Origin of the sequence: Streptomyces sp. 5K101 (assembly GCF_046506645.1) — a bacterium.
GTDB lineage: Bacteria > Actinomycetota > Actinomycetes > Streptomycetales > Streptomycetaceae > Streptomyces.
The window spans coordinates 56,132-74,842 of the sequence record NZ_JBKFFO010000020.1 but is presented as its reverse complement, the minus strand read 5'-3'; the positions used below and the strand labels follow the sequence as shown (position 1 = coordinate 74,842).

General features: G+C 70.6%; 16 protein-coding genes and 1 riboswitch. Of the genes, 3 read left to right on the top strand and 13 right to left on the bottom strand.

All coding sequences use genetic code 11. The features are described 5' to 3' along the window. Window positions 1–313: 313 nt before the first annotated feature. Window positions 314–1,084 (top strand): ABC transporter ATP-binding protein, encoded by a 771-nt coding sequence (locus ACLB9X_RS28965; protein WP_410363372.1) that lies wholly within the window; start codon window positions 314–316, stop codon window positions 1,082–1,084. 159 nt (window positions 1,085–1,243) lie between these two features. Beyond that, window positions 1,244–3,781, top strand: coding sequence for an ABC transporter permease (locus ACLB9X_RS28960; RefSeq protein WP_410363371.1), 2,538 nt, complete (start codon window positions 1,244–1,246; stop codon window positions 3,779–3,781). Window positions 3,782–3,849: 68 nt separating this feature from the next. Here ACLB9X_RS28960 and ACLB9X_RS28955 read toward each other — a convergent pair whose 3' ends face one another. Then, window positions 3,850–5,145: a class I SAM-dependent methyltransferase gene (locus tag ACLB9X_RS28955; RefSeq protein ID WP_410363387.1), complete on the bottom strand. Its 1,296-nt coding sequence runs from the start codon at window positions 5,143–5,145 to the stop codon at window positions 3,850–3,852. A gap of 206 nt (window positions 5,146–5,351) precedes the next feature. Next, window positions 5,352–6,731 carry an NAD(P)/FAD-dependent oxidoreductase gene (locus tag ACLB9X_RS28950; protein WP_410363370.1) on the bottom strand — a complete coding sequence of 460 codons (1,380 nt, stop codon included), beginning with the start codon at window positions 6,729–6,731 and terminating at the stop codon, window positions 5,352–5,354. Between the two features lie 497 nt (window positions 6,732–7,228). Between ACLB9X_RS28950 and ACLB9X_RS28945 the strand changes: the two genes are divergently transcribed. Then, window positions 7,229–8,026, top strand: a complete 798-nt coding sequence (locus ACLB9X_RS28945; protein WP_410363369.1) for a VOC family protein — start codon at window positions 7,229–7,231, stop codon at window positions 8,024–8,026. Between the two features lie 6 nt (window positions 8,027–8,032). Here ACLB9X_RS28945 and ACLB9X_RS28940 read toward each other — a convergent pair whose 3' ends face one another. The 11 genes from ACLB9X_RS28940 to ACLB9X_RS28890 all read right to left on the bottom strand — a co-directional run bounded on the left by ACLB9X_RS28940 (window position 8,033) and on the right by ACLB9X_RS28890 (window position 18,587). Then, window positions 8,033–8,971, bottom strand: coding sequence for an exopolyphosphatase (locus tag ACLB9X_RS28940; protein ID WP_410363368.1), 939 nt, complete (start codon window positions 8,969–8,971; stop codon window positions 8,033–8,035). Continuing rightward, entirely contained in the window at window positions 8,968–9,504 is a 537-nt protein-coding gene (locus ACLB9X_RS28935; RefSeq protein ID WP_410363367.1) for a DUF501 domain-containing protein, read from the bottom strand. The genes ACLB9X_RS28940 and ACLB9X_RS28935 overlap by 4 nt, the downstream gene beginning before the upstream one ends. A gap of 56 nt (window positions 9,505–9,560) precedes the next feature. After that, a complete protein-coding gene (locus ACLB9X_RS28930; RefSeq protein ID WP_410363366.1) occupies window positions 9,561–10,034 on the bottom strand; it encodes an FtsB family cell division protein in 474 nt (157 codons plus the stop codon). 80 nt (window positions 10,035–10,114) lie between these two features. After that, window positions 10,115–11,401 carry a phosphopyruvate hydratase gene (gene eno / locus ACLB9X_RS28925; RefSeq protein WP_410363365.1) on the bottom strand — a complete coding sequence of 429 codons (1,287 nt, stop codon included), beginning with the start codon at window positions 11,399–11,401 and terminating at the stop codon, window positions 10,115–10,117. A 369-nt stretch (window positions 11,402–11,770) separates the two neighbouring features. Further along, window positions 11,771–12,445, bottom strand: a complete 675-nt coding sequence (locus ACLB9X_RS28920) for a transglycosylase family protein (RefSeq protein ID WP_410363364.1) — start codon at window positions 12,443–12,445, stop codon at window positions 11,771–11,773. A gap of 3 nt (window positions 12,446–12,448) precedes the next feature. Further along, a riboswitch (cyclic di-AMP (ydaO/yuaA leader) is annotated at window positions 12,449–12,622 on the bottom strand. 270 nt (window positions 12,623–12,892) lie between these two features. Next, the gene (locus ACLB9X_RS28915; protein ID WP_410363363.1) at window positions 12,893–13,849 is read right to left on the bottom strand and encodes a transglycosylase family protein; all 957 of its coding nucleotides are present in this window, start codon (window positions 13,847–13,849) and stop codon (window positions 12,893–12,895) included. A 142-nt stretch (window positions 13,850–13,991) separates the two neighbouring features. Further along, complete coding sequence (locus tag ACLB9X_RS28910; protein ID WP_410363362.1) at window positions 13,992–15,374, bottom strand: cytochrome P450 family protein; 1,383 nt, start codon at window positions 15,372–15,374, stop codon at window positions 13,992–13,994. Next, entirely contained in the window at window positions 15,371–16,393 is a 1,023-nt protein-coding gene (locus ACLB9X_RS28905; RefSeq protein ID WP_410363361.1) for a nucleoside triphosphate pyrophosphohydrolase, read from the bottom strand. The genes ACLB9X_RS28910 and ACLB9X_RS28905 overlap by 4 nt, the downstream gene beginning before the upstream one ends. 19 nt (window positions 16,394–16,412) lie before the next feature. Then, window positions 16,413–17,063, bottom strand: a complete 651-nt coding sequence (locus ACLB9X_RS28900) for a SurA N-terminal domain-containing protein (protein WP_410363360.1) — start codon at window positions 17,061–17,063, stop codon at window positions 16,413–16,415. Window positions 17,064–17,196: 133 nt separating this feature from the next. Further along, complete coding sequence (locus tag ACLB9X_RS28895) at window positions 17,197–17,616, bottom strand: GtrA family protein (protein ID WP_410363359.1); 420 nt, start codon at window positions 17,614–17,616, stop codon at window positions 17,197–17,199. Continuing rightward, on the bottom strand, window positions 17,613–18,587 hold the full coding sequence (locus ACLB9X_RS28890) for a glycosyltransferase family 2 protein (protein ID WP_410363358.1): 975 nt from the start codon (window positions 18,585–18,587) through the stop codon (window positions 17,613–17,615). Before ACLB9X_RS28890 ends, ACLB9X_RS28895 begins: the two co-directional genes overlap by 4 nt. Window positions 18,588–18,711: the final 124 nt, after the last annotated feature.

The window sequence follows — 18,711 nt, the reverse complement described above, 5'->3', positions numbered from 1 at the left end:
AGGGTCCGTCAGTGCTGGTACATGGGTGTTCGTACCCACAGCACAGGGGTACCGCCCACCCGCGCGCGGCCTCCGGAATGACGGAAAACTGCCGGACGCGTATGTCAGGTCGGCACCGGTCCCCGCTCCGCCCGGACTCAGCCCCCGTCCCCGCCCGGACTCAGGGGCGCCGTCATCCCCAAGGATGACGAGCACGCCGCCCGGTCCGACCGGAGAGGGCCCCGGGAACGGGCTTCGGGAGTGACGATTCGCGGCCGGACGGGCGACACGATGGGGTGGTCCTCGCAGCACAAGGCCGACAGGAGCCCTTCTCGTGACCACCACGCCCATCGCTCACCGCGCCACCGCCGTGGCCGCCCGCGCCACGGACCTGTCCAAGGTGTACGGACAGGGCGAGACCCAGGTGGTCGCGCTCGACCGGGTGAGCGTCGACTTCCGCCAGGCGGAGTTCACCGCGATCATGGGGCCCTCGGGCTCCGGCAAGTCGACGCTGATGCACTGCGTCGCCGGCCTCGACACGTTCAGCTCCGGCTCCGTGCGCATCGGCGACATCGAACTCGGCTCCCTCAAGGACAAGCAGCTGACCCAGCTGCGCCGCGACAAGATCGGCTTCATCTTCCAGGCGTTCAACCTGCTGCCGACGCTGACCGCGCAGGAGAACATCACGCTCCCCATGGACATCGCGGGCCGCAGGCCCGACAAGGAGTGGGTGCAGCGCGTCATCGAGATGGTCGGTCTGCGCGACCGGCTCGGGCACCGCCCGGCTCAGCTGTCCGGCGGCCAGCAGCAGCGCGTGGCCGTGGCCCGCGCCCTGGCCTCCCGGCCCGAGATCATCTTCGGTGACGAGCCGACCGGCAACCTCGACTCGCGCTCCGGTGCCGAGGTGCTGGGCTTCCTGCGGAACTCGGTGCGCGAACTCGGCCAGACCATCGTCATGGTCACGCACGACCCGGTGGCCGCCTCCTACGCCGACCGCGTGATCTTCCTGGCGGACGGGCGGATCGTCGACGAGATGCTGAGCCCGAGCGCCGACGGGGTGCTCGACCGGATGAAGGCGTTCGACGCCAAGGGCCGCACGAGCTGACGCTCCCCCGCCCGGCGGGCCGTACGACCGGCCCCGCGCCCCGGGTGTGCGGCGACGCACCGCGCGCCTGAGCCTCTGATCTCCTGTTGTCATCGTCCGGCCCGTGACCGAGCCCGCCGGGCTCGTTCGCCGTGCGCCGGCCCACTCCCAGGACACACCATGTTCCGTACCGCCCTGCGCAATGTGCTCGCGCACAAGGCCAGGCTGCTGATGACCGTGCTCGCCGTGATGCTCGGCGTGGCCTTCGTCTCCGGCACTCTGGTCTTCACCGACACCCTCGGCAACGCCTACCGCAAGCAGTCCGCCAAGAGCTACGACGACGTCGCGGTCGCCGTCACCACGTACGCCGACCCGGACGACAGCCGGAAGAATGCCGGCATCGACGACAGGACCCTGGAGAAGATCCGGGCCCTCGACGGCGTGGCCGGAGCCACCGGACGGGTCTCCGGCTTCGCCGGGGTCGCCGACCAGGACGGCAAGCTCATCGGCAACGGCTGGTCCAACACCGGGGCCAACTTCGCCCCCGGCAAGGACGGTGCGGACCCGGCGTACTACTTCACCGACGGCACGGGCCCGAGGGCGGCCGGCGAGATCGCCCTCGACAAGGACTCCGCGGCGAAGGGCGCGTACAAGGTCGGCGACACCGTGCGCGTCGCCACCAACGGTCCGGTGAAGGAGTACACCCTCGCCGGTGTGTTCACCACCGAGGACGGCGCGGTGAACGCGGGCGGCAGCCTGGTCCTGTTCGACACCGCCGTGGCGCAGAAGCTCTACCTGCAGCCCGGCTACTACAAGGACGTCACCGTCACCGCCGCCGCGGGCGCGTCCGACGCCCGGATCCTCGACGCGGTCGAGCCCCTGCTGCCCGAGGACGCCGATGCCCGAACCGGCACGCAGCTCGCGGACGACCAGGCCCGGCAGATCGAGAGCGGCCTGTCGAACCTCAACACGATGCTCCTCGCCTTCGCGGCCATCGCCCTGTTCGTCGGCGTCTTCCTGATCGCCAACACCTTCACCATGCTCGTCGCCCAGCGCACCAAGGAGCTGGCGCTGCTGCGCGCCGTCGGCGCCTCCCGCCGCCAGGTCAAGCGCTCGGTCATCCTCGAGGCCATGGTCGTCGGAGCGGTCGCCTCGGTGGTCGGCTTCGTCCTCGGCCTCGGCCTCGCGACGGGGCTGCGGTCCGCGATGAGCGCGTTCGGCGCGAAGGTGCCGGCCGGTCCGCTGGTGGTGTCCCCGACCGCTTTCGCCGCGGCGTTCGGTGTCGGTGTCCTGATCACGATGCTGGCGGCGTGGCTGCCCGCCCGCCGTGCCGCGAAGATCGCGCCGGTCGCGGCGATGAGCAGCGTGCACGCGGTCGCGACGACCAAGTCGCTCGTCCTGCGGAACAGCATCGGCGGCGCCGTCACCCTGCTCGGCGCGGCCGGCATCCTCGGTGGCGCGGCGGTCGGCAAGGACGGCCGGATGCTCATCGCCGCCGGCGCCTTCTTCGCCCTCGTCGGCGTCATCATCCTGATCCCGCTGCTGTCGCGGCCGGTCATCGCCCTGGCCCGCCCGCTGCTGCACAAGGTGTTCGGGGTGTCGGGCAAGCTGGCCGGACAGAACGCGGTCCGCAACCCGCGCCGTACCGGTGCCACCGCCTCCGCGCTGGCCATCGGCCTGACGCTGGTCACCGGTCTGTCGGTGCTCGGCGCGACGATGGGCCGGGCCGTCGACAAGATGACGACGGACAACATCCGGGCCGACTACCTGGTCTCGATGGCGAGCGGCGGCGCCCTGGACCAGTCGGCGCTCGAGGCGATCCGCAAGGCGAAGGGCGTCAGCGCGGTCTCGCCGCAGCAGTCGACGTCGCTGGAGATCAAGGGCACGTTGCACTCGGCGTCGGCGGTCACCCCCGGCGCGGTGGAGCAGGTCTTCGACCTGAAGACGGTGTCCGGGTCGCTCGCGACGCTCGCCAAGGGCGAGATCGCGGTCGCCGAGGACACGGCCAGGTCCAACGGCTACAAGGTCGGTGACACGCTGCCGGCGAACTTCGGCGACATGGACAAGCCGGAGGAGAAGAACGTGCGGATCGGCGCGGTCTACCAGGGGAACGAGTTCCTCTCGCCGGTGCTGGTGTCGACCGACCTGGTGGCCCCGTACGAGACCAAGCCGTTCATCCCCGAGATCTGGGTCGCGATGGACGGCGGTGCGAGCGAGGCGAACGAGCAGGCGCTGGTGGACGCGCTCGGCGACAACCCGGCCATGAGCGTCATGGACCAGCAGGACATCCGGAACATGTTCGGCGGCTTTATCAACACGGCGCTGAACATCATGTACGGCCTGCTCGCGATGGCCCTGATCATCGCGGTGCTCGGTGTGATCAACACGCTGGCCATGTCGGTGTTCGAGCGCCAGCAGGAGATCGGCATGCTGCGCGCGATCGGCCTCGACCGCGGGCGGGTGAAGCGGATGATCCGCCTGGAGGCGGTGGTGATCTCGGTGTTCGGCGCCGTGATCGGTGTGGGCCTGGGCGCCTTCCTGGCCTGGGCGATCGGCGAGACGATCCGCGCGCAGATTCCCGGCTACGCGCTGATCCTGCCGTGGGACCGGATCGGGATCTTCCTGCTGCTGGCCGGTGTGGTGGGTGTGCTGGCGGCGATGTGGCCGGCGCGGAGTGCGGCGCGGCTGAACATGCTGACGGCGATCAAGACGGAGTAGGTGGGGCGGGGTGGCCGCTGCGCGGGGAGGGGAAACGGCCCCGCGCAGCGGCTACCCCGCCCCCGACCTCAGCCCCGCCAGTCCCGCGTCCGCGGGCGCAGACCCGACTCGCCCGTCGTCGGCGTCCGGACCGCCAGGATCTGGTTGACTCCGATCCGGTTCCGTTCGAACGACACCGCCGATGCCGCCATGTACAAACGCCACACGCGCGCCCGGCCACGGGACGTCAGGCCGGACGCGCGGGGCCAGGACGCCTCCAGGTTGGCGACCCAGGCCCGCAGCGTGCGGGCGTAGTGCTCGCGGATCGCCTCCACGTCGCGGACCTCGAAGCCCGCCTCCTCCAGCGTGGCGACCGTACGGCCGAGTGGGGCCAGTTCTCCGTCGGGGAAGACGTACCGGTCGATGAACTCGTCGACGTGGTACGCCGCTTCGTCCGCCTCCGGACGACGCGCGATCTGGTGGTTGAGCAGCCGGCCGCCCGGCTTCAGCAGCGACAGGAGCCGGTCGGCGTACTCGCGGTAGCGGACCTGGCCGACGTGTTCCGCCATGCCGATGGAGGAAATCGCGTCGTACGGCCCGTCCCTGACGTCACGGTAGTCCTGAACGCGGATCTCGATCCGGTCCGTCAGCCCCTCGTCGGCGATCCGCTTGCGCGCGTAGGCGGCCTGCTCGCGGGACAGCGTGATGCCCGTGACCTGCGCGCCGTACTCGCGCGCCGCGTGGATCGCCATCGAACCCCAGCCGCAGCCCACGTCGAGCAGCCGGTCGCCCTTCGCCAGCCCCAGCTTGCGGCAGACCAGGTCGAGCTTGTCGCGCTGGGCGTCCTCCAGGGTGCCCTCGCCCTCGTCCCAGTACGCGCACGAGTAGACCATCGACGGGCCGAGCACCAGCTCGTAGAAGTCGTTGCCGACGTCGTAGTGGTGGCTGATGGCCTCCTTGTCGCGCCGCTTGGTGTGCAGGGGGCCGGTGCGGCGCCGCACCTCCTCGGCGGGGGCGGCCGGCGGGGGAAGCGCGCCGCCGAGCTTCAGCAGTCCCCGGGCGGCGGCCCGCAGCCTGGGGTCGCGCAACGGGTGCACGGCGGGGGCCGCATCCGGCTCGCGTTCCCACACGAGCCCGGCCAGCCGGTCGAGCGCCTCGTAGAGGTCCCCGTCGACGTCGATCTCGCCGGCGACCCACGCGCGGGCCAGGCCGAGCTCGCCCGGCCGCCACAACAGCCGCCGCAGCGCCCGCCGGTGGCGCACGACGACGACGGGCGCGTCCGGCGGACCGGACTCGCTGCCGTCCCAGGCCCGGATGCGTACCGGGAGCGGGGCTCCCAGCACTTCCTCGGCAAGAGTGGTCAGCCGCAGCGCGGCGTCGGCCATGGCGCACACCTCCGTGACGGTGGTTTCCGCGGAACGCTCCGCTTCCGACAACACGATGCCCACTCTCTGTACTTCCCGCCACTACGCAATGCACAGGCAAAATGCCCGCGCCGCACACCGGCGTGCATCGGCAGGAAGGCCGGGAACGCCGAAGGGGCCGCCCGCACCACGGATGGCGGGCGGCCCCTTCGGGCAACGCGGTGTCGTTACGACGCCTTGGCCTTCTCGGCCTCCGGCTTCGCCACGACCGGGGCCGGCTTGGCGGCCTCGTAGAACTCCTCGCGCGGCGTCTCCATCGCACCGAGGGAGACGACCTCGCGCTTGAGGAACATCGCGAGCGTCCAGTCGGCGAAGACGCGGATCTTGCGGTTCCAGGTCGGCATGGCCAGGCCGTGGTAGCCACGGTGCATGTACCAGGCGAGCCGGCCCTTGAGCTTGATCTTCATCTTGCCCATGACGATCATCGCGACGCCCTTGTGCAGGCCGAGACCGGCGACCGCACCCTTGTTCGCGTGCTCGTACGTCTTCTGCGGGAAGCCGCGCATCCCGGAGATCACGTTGTCGCCGAGGACCTTGGCCTGGCGCAGCGCGTGCTGGGCGTTCGGCGGGCACCAGGCGTTCTCGACGCCGGCCTTGCGAGCGGCCACGTCCGGGACCTGGGCGTTGTCGCCGGCGGCCCAGATGTAGTCCGTGCCGTTGACCTGGAGGGTCTCGTTGCAGTCGACGTGGCCGCGGGGGCCGAGAGGCAGGCCGTAACGGGCGAGCGCCGGGTTGGGCTTCACGCCGGCCGTCCACACGATGGTGTTGGAGTCGACCTCGAGGCCGTTCTTGAGCACCACGTGGCCGTCGACGCAGGAGTCCATGGAGGTGGAGAGGTAGATCTCGACCCCACGGGCCTCCAGGTGCTCCTTGCCGTACTTGCCCAGCTTGGGGCCGACCTCGGGAAGGATCTTGTCGGCGGCGTCGACGAGGATGAAGCGCATGTCCTCGCGCTTGACGTTGGTGTAGTACTTGGCCGCGTCGCGGGCCAGGTCCTCCACCTCGCCGATGGTCTCGGCGCCGGCGAAGCCGCCGCCCACGAAGACGAAGGTCAGCGCCTTGCGGCGGACCTCCTCGTCCGTCGTCGAGTCGGCCTTGTCGAGCTGCTCGAGGACGTGGTTGCGCAGTCCGATGGCCTCCTCGATGCCCTTCATACCGATGCCCTGCTCGGCGAGGCCGGGGATCGGGAAGGTGCGGGAGATCGCGCCGAGCGCGATGACCAGGTAGTCGAAGGGCAGCTCGTACGCCTCGCCGACCAGCGGGGAGACGGTGGCGACCTTGCGGTCCTGGTCGATGGTCGTGACCCGGCCGGTGAGAACCTCCGCCTTGGGCAGCACGCGTCGCAGCGGGACGACGACATGCCGAGGCGAGATGCTGCCGGCGGCAGCTTCGGGGAGGAAGGGCTGGTACGTCATGTACGAGCGCGGGTCGACGACCGTGACGGTCGCCTCGCCGTAGCGCATCTTCTTCAGGATGCGACGTGCCGCGTACAGGCCTACGTACCCACCGCCTACAACGAGGATCCTGGGACGCTCCGTGGTGCTCATGCCATCGAGTATCCACCCCCCTCGGAGGGGGTGCTCGTGAGCCCCTTCACAAGCACTGGGGTGTGCTCTGCTACACTGCGCCGCCCACGTGACCGAGGTCATGGCGAGGTACGGGAACCACCCTGTATCGGAAGACGTTGCCCACCCCTCGTGAGCTGGCCCCTAAGCCTTCGCGGCGGGGGAACCACTCCTCCTTTCCCTTTGCGGGCAACGCATACCGAACGCCTTGGAAACTGCTGTAGAACGCCCAACAGGCGGGTGAAGACAGGGTTTCGGGGCTCCGGAGCGCCCATCGGGGCCGAATTCCTTGTGAAGAACTTCACGAACTTTCCCGGCGGGCGCTCCCCAGGACGCTCCGACGAGTGCGCAGCCGGCCTGCGAAAGCCCCATGGGGATGGTTCCCGGCCGTTCCGCGCGCGACGGGTGGCGCATGCTGCCAGGCTGAAAAACGTGTGCGACGAGCCCTGAGCCACAGCCCCGGAGAGAGAGAACCGATCATGATCACGACCGACTTCGTCCCCGGCTCCCCGTGCTGGATCGACCTGGGCACCCGCGACGTCCCGGCGGCGGCGGCCTTCTACAACGCCGTCTTCGGCTGGGAGGCGCATCCGTTCGGCGCGGAGGCGAGCGACTACAAGGCCCTGCGCCTCGACGGCAGGGTGGTCGGCGCGATCGGGCCGCTCACCGAGGAAGGCGCCCGCGCGGCCTGGATGGTCTACTTCCACACCCCCGACATCGAGGCCACCGTGAAAACCGTGGAACAGGCGGGCGGCTCCGTCCGCACCGCGCCGTCCGAGGCCTCGGAGGAGGGCCGGTTCGCGCAGCTCACCGACCCGCAGGGCGCCCAGTTCGCCGTGTGGCAGCCCGGCAGCTACCCGGGCATCGAGGTCGCGGACACCCCGGGCAGCCTCGGCTGGGTCGAGCTGTACACGAACGACGCGACGGCCGCCCAGACCTTCTACGGCACGGTCTTCGGCTGGAGCGGGCAGGACATGGAACTCCCGGGCGGCGGGGGCGGCACGTACACGTTGCTGACCCCGAAGGACCATCCGCCGGAGCGGATGTTCGGCGGCCTCATGGCCGTACCCGGCATGTTCGAGTCGGGGGACGCGAAGCCGTACTGGCACCCCGTCTTCGGCTCGGTGGACTGCGACGCCACGGTCGCCGTCGTACGGGAGAACGGCGGGTCGGTCTCGATGGGCCCGGAGGACGCGGAGGGCGTCGGCCGGCTGGCGGTGTGCAACGACCCTGCGGGGGCGGAGTTCGTCGTGCTGACCCCCGCCCCGCCGGCCTGAGACACCTCAGAACCAGCCTTCGGCCGCCTTGTAGGCGATGCCGTCGAGGATGTCGTGCTCGCTGACGACGACCTCGCGCGCGCCGATGCGCTGCATGATCGTGAGCAGGACGAGCGCCCCGGCCTGGATGACGTCGACCCGGCCGGGGTGCATCACGCCGATCGCCGCGCGCTCGTCGTGCGTCGCGTTCAGCAGCATCGTCGTGACCTCCTCGACCTGCTCGTAGGAGATCCGCGAGTGGTGGATCCGGGCCGAGTCGTAGGTGTCGAGGCCGAGGGCGATCCCGGCCACCGTGGTCACGGAGCCGGCGAGGCCGACCAGGGTGCGGGCCTCGTCGATCGGGACGGTCTGTGCCGCGAGGTCCAGCGCGGCCTCGATGTCGGCGCGGATCGCCGCGATCTGCTCGGGCGTGGCGGGGCTGCTCGGCGCGTGCCGCTCCGTCATCCGTACGCAGCCGATGTCGACCGACCGGGCGGCGCGCGCATGCTCCTCGCCGACCACGAACTCGGTCGAACCCCCGCCGATGTCGACGACGAGGTACGGCTTGTCCAGGTCGGTGCGCCCGGCGAGCGAGCGGGTGGCGCCGGTGAAGGAGAACTCGGCCTCCTGGTCGCCGGTGATGACCTCCGGCTCGACGCCGAGGATGTCGAGGACGCCGCGGACGAAGTCGTCGCGGTTCTCGGCGTCCCGGGAGGCGGACGTGGCGACGAAGCGTACGGTCTCGGCGCCGAGCTCCTTGATGACGGCGGCGTACTCGCGGCAGGCCGCGAACGTCCGCTCCAGTGCCTCGGGGGCGAGCCGGCCGGTGCGGTCGACACCCTGCCCCAGCCGGACGATGATCATCCGCCGGTCGAGGTCGACCAGGCTGCCGGACTCCGGGTCGACGTCGGCGACGAGGAGCCGGATGGAGTTGGTGCCGCAGTCGATGGCGGCGACGCGGGTCACTGGTCGTCCTCCTCCGTGACGCGCCCGGTCACGCACGGGCCCTTGCGCCACCACTCGGGCAGCATCGCGATCGCCTCGTCCCCCAGCGGGTTCACGCCGGGGCCCGCCGCGAGCGAGTGGCCGACCAGGACGTGCAGACACTTGACCCGGTCGGGCATGCCGCCCGCGCTGGGGAAACCCTGCAGCACCTCGATCGCGTCGCGGCGCGCGATGTAGTCCTCGTGCGCGGCGCGGTAGGCGGCGGCCAGCTCGGGGTCCGTGGCCAGCCGGGCCTGCATCTCCTTCATGACGCCGTTGGCTTCCAGCGTGCCGATCGCGGACGCGGCGCGCGGGCAGGTCAGGTAGTACAGCGTGGGGAAGGGCGTCCCGTCCGGAAGACGGGGCGAGGTCTCGACGACATCGGGCTGCCCGCAGGGGCAGCGGTGCGCGATGGCGCGCAGCCCGCGCGGCGGCCGGCCGAGCTGCTGCTCGAACGCGGTGATGTCCGCGTCGGTCGGCTCGGTGTGCTCGGTGGTGGGAGGAGGGGTTTCCATGCCTGCCTTGCTGCTGTGTTCGCTACGGGTTCGCTGCTGGGTTCGCTGTCGGGGGGCTACGTGCGGTCGGCGCGGTCCACGCCGTTCCACACGTTCGAGTACCAGGGCCGGTCCGCCGCACCCTCGTCCTCGCGGCGTTCCTCGGCGGTCTCGGGGTCGATCACCGTGTAGCCGGTCTCGCCCGGGAGCACGTAGTGCAGGTGATCACGGGCGAGGCGCCGGATGTACATGTCGTCCTGGAGGCGCGCCTTCTCGTCCCGGAGCCTCTCGACCTGCTCGCGGGCGTCGGCCATCCGGCGTTCCTGCTCGGCGATCTCGGCGCGCTGGGAGACGTACTGACGCATCGGGTAGGCGAGGGCGACCACCAGGGAGCAGACGACCAGGGCGAGGAACGCGGCCCGGCCGGTGAGCCGGGAGCGGCGGGCCTGGCGGCGGCTCTGCGACCGGTAGACGCGGGCGGCCGTCTGCTCGCCGAGCAGCCGCAGTCTGGTCGCGGTGGAGAACCGCTCCGGTTCCGGCCTGCGTGCCATCCCTCTCGCCTCCCCTTCACACGCGTACGTCCCCGGACACGGTACGGGACCGGGGCCGGGGACGTACGGAGGCGGGGGCGTCAGCCCTTGAAGCGCGGGAACGCGGAGCGGCCGGCGTACACCGCGGCGTCGTCGAGGATCTCCTCGATGCGCAGCAGCTGGTTGTACTTGGCGACGCGCTCGGAGCGGGCCGGGGCGCCGGTCTTGATCTGGCCGCAGTTGGTGGCGACGGCCAGGTCGGCGATGGTGACGTCCTCGGTCTCGCCGGAGCGGTGGGACATCATGCACTTGAAGCCGTTGCGCTGGGCGAGCTCGACGGCGTCCAGGGTCTCGGTCAGCGAACCGATCTGGTTGACCTTGACGAGCAGGGCGTTGGCGGTGCCCTCCTCGATGCCGCGGGCCAGGCGCTCCGGGTTGGTGACGAACAGGTCGTCGCCGACGAGCTGGACCTTGGAGCCGAGCTTGTCGGTGATGACCTTCCAGCCGGCCCAGTCGTCCTCGAACAGCGGGTCCTCGATGGAGACCAGTGGGTAGGAGGCGACGAGCTCCTCGTAGTACTCGGTCATCTCGGCGGCCGAGCGGGCCTTGCCCTCGAACTCGTACACGCCGTCCTTGTAGAACTCGGACGCGGCGACGTCCAGCGCGAGCGCGATGTCCTTGCCCGGGGCGTAGCCGGCCTCCTTGATGGCCTCGAGGATGAGGTCGAGGGCGGCGCGGTTGGAGTCGAGGTTCGGCGCGAAGCCGCCCTCGTCGCCGAGGCCGGTGGACAGGCCCTTGGTCTTCAGCACCTTCTTGAGGGTGTGGTAGACCTCGGTGCCCCAGCGCAGGGCCTCGGAGAAGGACTCCGCACCGATCGGCGCGATCATGAACTCCTGGATGTCCACGTTGGAGTCGGCGTGCGAGCCGCCGTTCAGGATGTTCATCATCGGAACGGGCAGCAGGTGCGCGTTCGGGCCGCCCAGGTAGCGGAAGAGCGGCAGGTCGGACGCCTCGGAGGCGGCGTGCGCGACGGCGAGGGAGACGCCGAGGATGGCGTTGGCGCCGAGCGACGCCTTGTTGTCGGTGGCGTCCAGGTCGAACATCGCCTGGTCGATCAGGCGCTGCTCGGTGGCGTCGTAGCCGACGAGCTCCGGGCCGATCTGCTCGATGACGGCGAGGACGGCCTTCTCGACGCCCTTGCCCTGGTAGCGGTTCTGGTCACCGTCGCGGAGCTCAATGGCCTCGAACGCACCGGTGGAGGCGCCGGACGGAACAGCAGCACGACCCGTGCTGCCGTCGTCGAGGCCAACCTCGACCTCGACCGTGGGGTTGCCTCGGGAGTCCAGGATTTCCCGGGCTACGACGACGTCGATGGACGGCACGAGCATCTCCTTCTGGGATGTGACGCGAGATATGTGCAGAGGTCTGCTTGGCCTTGCGACAAGAGCCTAACCGTCTCGGGGGCAAAGGCCGGCCGATGCCCGCCCCGTGGGACGAAAAAGGGCATGAACGCTGGGCGTGCCGGACAAAAGACCCCCAAGCTACCCGTAGGTAAGGCGCTGCGCGGCACCTCGGCAGGGCTGTGCGGAGCCCTTGGCAAGACCCTGAGGGGCCCTTCGCGAGCCCTTCACGACCGAACCCCGGCCCGGCGCTTACGGGGGAAGCAGCGCCGGACCGGGGTGCTCGGAACCCGTCAGCGCTGAGGCGGCGGACGGTACGGGCCCGGACGGTGCGCGGGCCCGCGGACGGCGGGCGGGTCAGCTCAGGTGGAGCTGCTGGCCCGGGTGGATGACATCGGCGTCCTCGATGATGTCCTTGTTGAGGTCGAACAGCTTCTTCCAGCCGCCCTTGACCTTCTCGGCCTCGGCGATCTTGCCCAGGGTGTCCCCGGGCTTGACCTTGTACTCGCCCTCACCCTTCTTGAAGGTCGCCGCGGTCTTCTGCGGCGCGGGGGCCTCGGCGCGCTCGGAGCGGGTGGTCGGGGCCTCGGCGCGCTTCTCGGCCGGCTCGGCGGCGGGCTGCGCCGGCTCGGCGGAGCCACCGTTGTAGGGGGTGCTGGAGAGGCCCACGCCACAGCTCGGCCAGGCGCCCTTGCCCTGGCCGGCGAGGACCTTCTCGGCTATCGCGATCTGCTGGGACTTGGAGGCCTGGTCGGCGGACGGGGCGTAGGCGGTGCCGCCGTAGGCCGCCCAGGTGGAGGCGGAGAACTGCAGGCCGCCGTAGTAGCCGTTGCCGGTGTTGATGGACCAGTTGCCACCGGACTCGCACTGGGCGACCGCGTCCCACTCGGAGGCGGTGGCGGCGGACGCCGCAGTGGCGCCGAGCATCGGGGCCGCGATGGCGGCACCGGCGACGCCGGCGAGCGTGGCGAGACGAACCGTCCGACGGACAACGGTCGAGCGGCGGTGCGTGGCCTTGCCGGAACGCAGCATGGAGCTTCTCCTCACCGACGCCTGCGAGGTGAGCTGTCGGGTTCGGGCCGGAAGAGTTGCCCGGCCGCGCGTCGTTGCGCGCGGCTCCACCCCAAGCCGTTCACGGCCGTCGTGCTCGACGGCCGGGACCGGCACCTACCTTGGGTCCCCCGCTCCTGCCTTCGGCGCACTGAGCGACGACTGTTCCCCCCGACCGACGGCAGGATTCGGCGTGACGGTCGACGGTGCCCGCGATGGCGAGCGGTTCAGACCGTAAACACACCGCTCCCCGATGTTCAAAGACGAACATCGGGGAGAAATCGCCCGAACCGCCCTTCACTTGGGAGGCGTTTGCGCAGGTCGGGCACGGCTTGGGCGAATTTGCTGGATGCCGCTCGCCAGTTGCAGCAAAGAGACCCTTGTCTCACTTGCGCAGATCGGACAAATGTCGGCGAATTGCCGCCCGAACTATTGGCTGTTCACGCCGAGATCGAGGCTCTGACCGGGGAGGATAAGGTCGGGGTCGGCACCCACGTTCGCCTCGTTCGCCTCATAGAGGGCGCTCCACCCGCCGGGCACCTCGCGCTCGTCGGCGATGGCCCACAGACTGTCTCCCGGCTGGACGGTGTACGTACCGTCGGCCACGCCCTCTGTTGCCCCGTCACGTGCCGACGCGTCACCTCGCGAGGCATGACGACCGCTTTCGCGCTCTTTATCCGTGATGCCCGTTTCGGCGTCGTCGGGGGCGGGCTCGCCGCGGTGCCTGCCGGTGCCGGTCGTGGGGTCGGTCGCCTCGACGCCGTCCGAACCGGCCGACGGCGACACGTCGCCGTCCGCGGGCGTGGGCGCCGTGGACGCGTCCGGGGCGGCGGGGTCCTGCGAGGCGTCCGGCTCGGCCGGGGCCTCGGCGGCCGTGTCACCGGAGCCGGCCGGCGCGCTCGCGTCAGGGGTGGCTTCGGGCGTCATGCCGGGGACGGTGACGGCACCCGCCCCCGGGCTCGCGTCCGGCAGGGGCAGGAGGTCACCGGGGTCGACGCCGGTCGAGGCGTCGTCGTTGGTCAGGCCCGCGATCGGGGCGCACGCCTGCCAGGCGTCCGGCCCCTGCGCGTCCAGCACCTTCTCCGCGACCGCGATCTGCTGCGAACGGCTCGCCAGGTCGGCGCTCGGCGCGTACGCCGTGCCGCCGAACTCCTCCCACGTCTGCTGCGAGAGCTGCAGCCCGCCGTAGAAGCCGTTGCCGAGGTCGGCGCTCCACATGCCGCCGCTCTCGCATTCGGCGACGCGGTCCCAGGTGGCCGCGTCGGCCGCGGAGGCGGAGCCCGCGCCGAGCAGGGGGATCGCGATGGCGGATCCGGTCACCCCTGCCGCGACGACGATGGCCGGAGCCTGACGGGGGCGGCGGTGACGTCCGTTCCCGGAGCGCATGCGGTGTGCCTTTCGCGTGACTACTGGGGACTGTGCGGCCTGCTGATGCCTGCCGAGTCGACGGTGAACGTAGCCGCAATCGAACGTGAGTCACAAGTCGATGCAGCGCAGATCACGTAAAAGTCACAGAATTGACGTTGCGTCAGCTCTTGGTGAGGGTGAACTCAACGGGCAGAGTGCGCAATCCGCGCATGATGAGTCCCCCACGCCACCGCAAATCGGCCGGATCGCCCGCAAGACGCAAGTCCGGCATCCTCCTGAGCAGGGTCGCGATCGCCGTCTGCCCTTCGAGCCGGGCGAGCGGGGCGCCGAGGCAGTAGTGGATGCCGTGCCCGTATCCCAGGTGCTGGTTGTCGCGCCGGGACAGGTCGAGGGTGTCGGGCTCGGTGAACCGCTCCGGGTCGCGGTCGGCGGCCGCGAGCACGACGAGCACGGGGTCGCCGGCGGCGATCCGCTGCCCGCCGATCTCCAGCGCCTCGGTGGCGAACCGCCAGGTCGCGAGCTCCACGGGGCCGTCGTAGCGCAGGAGTTCCTCCACGCCGGTCTCCAGCAGCGCGCTCTCGCCGGCGGCGAGCGAGGTCTGCAGGCGCTCGCGCTGCGCGGGGTTGCGCAGCAGGGCGTACACGCCGTTGCCGATGAGGTTGACCGTCGTCTCGAAGCCCGCGAAGAGAAGGATGAACGCCATCGCGGCGGCCTCGTTCTCGGTCAGGTGCTCCCCGTGGTCCGACGCCTTGATGAGCCCGGAGATGAGGTCCTCTCCCGGCTGCTCGCGCTTGCGGTGGATCAGCTCGGCGAGATAGCCGCGCATCTTCTTCACGGAACGGGCCACTCCGCCGCGCGGGCCGCCTCCGTGTCGGATCATCATGCCGGCCCAGTCGCGGAAGTCGTCCTGGTCCTCGCGGGGAACGCCGAGCATGTCGCAGATGGCGTAGATGGGGAGGGGGAACGCGAACTCGTGGATGAGGTCCGCCTCACCCTTCGCGGCGCTGTGCTGTTTTTCCACGATGTCGTCGATGAGCCGGTCCGTCAGCTCCTGCACCCGCGGGGCGAACTCCGCGACCCGGCGCGGTGTGAACGCCTTGGAGACGAGGCGGCGCAGCCGGGTGTGGTCCGGCGGGTCGATGTTGAGCAGATGCGTCATCAGCTCGGCCTTGCGCTCACCGGGGATACCGGTCTTGCCCTTGGCGTGCGCGGGCTCGTCGTGGTGCGCCGGATTCTTGGACAGCCGCTGGTCCGCGAGCGCCTGCTTCGCGTCCGCGTACCGGGTCACCAGCCACGCCTCCACCCCGGAGGGCAGCGCCGTGCGGTGCACGGGAGAGTGCTCGCGCAGCCACGCGTAGGCGGGGTACGGGTCGGTGGCGAACTCCCAGGTGAAGAGCTCGGGCGGGGTGGTCGGGCCGCTCGGGGCGGCGCCGGGGTCCTCCGCGGCGGTGCGGCCCTGCGGGCTGCCGGCGTCCTGCGCGGCGGTGCGGCCCTGCGGGGTGCCGGGTTCCTGCGGGGTGCTCGGGTCGTTCGGGGCGTTCACACCTCGACGGTATCCGGGCCGCCGTGCCCCTCCGCCGCGCGGATCGCGTCGCGGTAGGCGCGGGCCGCAGCGCGCAGGGCCGCCTCCGGGTCGACGCCGTCCGCCTCGGCGCGCACGGCGAGCGCGAGCAGTTCGTATCCGATGCCCTCACCGGCCGGCGGCGGCGCGTCCAGGCCGGCCGTGCGCACCCGGGAGGCGAGCTTGGCCGCGAGCGCGAGGCCGGGCTGGCCGAGCGGGACACCGTCGGTCACCGACGCACGCTGCTTCTCGATCGCCTTGGTGCGCAGCCAGTGCTCCTTGACCTCCTCCGGCGTCTCGGCGGTCTCGTCGCCGAAGACGTGCGGATGCCGGTGGATCAGCTTCTCGACGATCGTGGCCGCGACGTCGTCGATCGAGAACGGCTCCTCCTCGTGCTCCTGCGCGATCCGCGCGTGGAAGACGACCTGGAGGAGCACATCGCCGAGCTCTTCGCGCAGCTCGTCCCGGTCGCCGTCCTCGATGGCCTCGACGAGCTCGTACGCCTCCTCGATGCCGTACTTGGCGAGGCCCTTGTGCGTCTGCTGCGAGGACCACGGGCAGGCGCGACGGATGCGGTCCATGACCTCGACGAGGTCGAGCAGCCGCGCGCCGGGCAGGTCGTACGAGCCGGGCAGCAGCTCCAGGTCCGGCATCCGGACCTGGCCGGAGCCGCCGAGGCGGGCCAGTCCGTCGGTCAGCGCCCGGTCGCCCTCGCCGGAGGCGAGGACGACCACGGTGCGCCCTCCCCCAGAGCCTTCGGCCTGGAAGCTACCCCCGGCGCAGGCGTCGACGAGCTCCTGGGCGCTCGGCGCGGCCAGCTCGACGGCGACGCCGGCCTCGCGCAGGTACGGCAGCTGCGGGTGGCCGGCGTCGGCGCACAGGACCTGGTCGGCGGCGTGCAGCGTCTGCCAGGCCGGCCAGGACAGCAGTCCGGGCGCCACGCGGTGGCTGGCGGTCAGCAGGACGATACGGCCGGGGTCGACGGATGCTTCTTCGGTCACCCGTCGAACCTACCTCGGCTCACGCGCCTGCCTCGACGGCCTCCGCCTCCCGGGACACCTGCGTGATCCACGGCGCCTTGTAGGTGCCGAGCTCCAGCTTGGTGTCGTCCCAGGCGCCGTAGCGCGGGTTCACGTCGATCTTCAGGGACTTGGCGGCGGCGGTGAACGCCTCGTTCATGCGCTGCTGGCCCTGGGGGCTGTTCGTCACGCCGAGCGCGGCGGCGAGCTTGTTCACGAGGACGTCCCGGCGCACGACCTCGTCGAGCTGGCCGGGTGCGACCCCGCGCTGCTGCAGGTACATGGCGGCCAGCTGCTCCTGCCCGCCGGACTGCTCCGAGAGCGCCTCCCGCGACTCCTGGATCTCCTTGCGGCTGACCTTCACCCCGGCGTCGGCGGCGGCCTTCTCCACGATCCTGTCCACGATGAGGTCGTAGAGCTTGGCCCGCCCGAGCTGCCCGGTGTCCTTGATCAGCTGGGCGGCCTGCGGCGACGCCTGCTGCGCGTCGCGCACGTCCTTGACCTTGGCCTGGACGGTGGACACCTCGATCCGCTCCCCGCCGACGACGGCGGCGGCACCGGGGTGCGCCTCGTTGCCGCAGGCGGCGAGGAGGGGCGCCGCGGCGATGATCGCGGCGGAGACGACGAGCGCGGTGCGACGACGGCGGTGCAAAGGGGCCTCCCCTGGGGATTGTGCGGCGGTGCACAAAGTCCTTGCGATGATCGATGGTAGGCAGTCGGAGTGGTGTGGGCCACTGATTCGCCAAACGATTCGCCAGGCAGTGGGGATGCGAGGGGACGGAGGCCTACGTGTGGACCCGCTCCGGCTCCCGCTCGCGCTCCGCGGGGCGGCGGCGGTCCGGGCCGAGCATGATGACGCGGGAGACCACGAACGTGATCGGGATCGCCGCGGCCGCCGCGATCAGCGGGGCGTAGCGGCTGCCGAAGTGGAGCACGTCCACCAGCAGGTACACCCCGCTCGTCGTCACCACGAAGTTCGCCGCGTTGGTCAGCGGGAACAGCAGGAACTTCCGCCACGTCGGCCGCGTGCGGTACGTGAAGTACGAGGTCAGGAAGAACGAGCCGACCATGCTCAGCAGGAAGGCGACGACGTGCGCCGCCACGTACGGGAGCCAGGTCAGCAGCACCAGGTACAGGCCGTAGTACGTCCCGGTGTTCACCACGCCCACCAGGGCGAACCTGACCATCTGGCCCCGTACCGTCATTTCCTTACCAGTTCCCCCGTGCGCCTGTTCCGCTCGTCGTCCCGTCGGGGAAGGCCGGCGTTGGTCGCCTTCACCAGGAAGTGCGGCCGCCGCTTCACCTCGTAGTAGATGCGGCCGACGTACTCGCCGACCACCCCCAGCATCAGCATCTGTACGCCGGCGAGCGCGATGACCGCCACGAGCAGGGTGACATACCCGGGAGTGTCCACGCCGTTCACCAGGGCGACACCGACGATCCACGCCGCGTACGCCATGGCGACCGCGAGGAGCAGCATTCCCAGGTAGATCGCGGCGCGCAGCGGCTTGTTGTTGAAGGAGAGCAGTCCGTCCAGCCCGTAGTTGAGCAGCTTTCCGAAGCTCCATTTGGAGCGGCCCTGCTCGCGTACCGCATTCTCGTACTCGAAAGTCGTCGTACGGAATCCGACCCAGGCGAAAATTCCCTTGGAGAACCGGTTGTACTCGGTCAGCTCCAGAATCGCGTCGACCGTCCGCCGCGACAGCAGCCGGAAATCGCCCACGCCGTCGACGAGCTCGACATCGACCAGCCGGTTGATCAGCCAGTAGTAGGCGCGCGCGGTGACGGTGCGGGTGACCCGGTCGCCCTTGCGGGTGCGCTTGGCGATGACCTGGTCGAAGCCCTCCTCGTGCAGCAGCAGCATGCGCCGGACCAGCTCCGGCGGGTGCTGCAGGTCAGCGTCCATGATGACGACCGCGTCGCCCTCGGCATGCTGGAGACCGGCGAGCATCGCCGCCTCCTTGCCGAAGTTGCGGCTGAAGGAGACATAACGCGTACGGGAGTCGGCCTCGGCGATCTCCTGGAGGAGATCGAGCGTCCGGTCCTGGCTTCCGTCGTCCACATAGACCAGCTCGAATTCCTGCCCGAGCAGGCTCAGTTCGGCGGTCACATGGTCGTGGAAGCGGCCGATGATCTCCTCTTCGTTGAAACACGGGACAACTATCGAGATCAGCACGGGAGAACAACAACCCGCGCGAATGTCGCCTCCCCGTGTTCCACATGACTTACAGGCGACCATTGGGTGAACTGACCCGTGCGCAGCATGTTTTCACGATCGGCGCTGGCATATTCGATTCATC

Excerpts from the sequence above, each read along its gene's own strand:
- ACLB9X_RS28960 (WP_410363371.1), top strand. The coding sequence starts at position 1,244 with ATGTTCCGTACCGCCCTGCGCAATGTGCTCGCGCACAAGGCCAGGCTG.
- ACLB9X_RS28955 (WP_410363387.1), bottom strand. The coding sequence starts at position 5,145 with ATGGCCGACGCCGCGCTGCGGCTGACCACTCTTGCCGAGGAAGTGCTG.
- ACLB9X_RS28950 (WP_410363370.1), bottom strand. The coding sequence starts at position 6,731 with ATGAGCACCACGGAGCGTCCCAGGATCCTCGTTGTAGGCGGTGGGTAC.
- ACLB9X_RS28945 (WP_410363369.1), top strand. The coding sequence starts at position 7,229 with ATGATCACGACCGACTTCGTCCCCGGCTCCCCGTGCTGGATCGACCTG.
- ACLB9X_RS28935 (WP_410363367.1), bottom strand. The coding sequence starts at position 9,504 with ATGGAAACCCCTCCTCCCACCACCGAGCACACCGAGCCGACCGACGCG.
- ACLB9X_RS28930 (WP_410363366.1), bottom strand. The coding sequence starts at position 10,034 with ATGGCACGCAGGCCGGAACCGGAGCGGTTCTCCACCGCGACCAGACTG.
- eno (WP_410363365.1), bottom strand. The coding sequence starts at position 11,401 with ATGCTCGTGCCGTCCATCGACGTCGTCGTAGCCCGGGAAATCCTGGAC.
- ACLB9X_RS28920 (WP_410363364.1), bottom strand. The coding sequence starts at position 12,445 with ATGCTGCGTTCCGGCAAGGCCACGCACCGCCGCTCGACCGTTGTCCGT.
- ACLB9X_RS28915 (WP_410363363.1), bottom strand. The coding sequence starts at position 13,849 with ATGCGCTCCGGGAACGGACGTCACCGCCGCCCCCGTCAGGCTCCGGCC.
- ACLB9X_RS28895 (WP_410363359.1), bottom strand. The coding sequence starts at position 17,616 with ATGACGGTACGGGGCCAGATGGTCAGGTTCGCCCTGGTGGGCGTGGTG.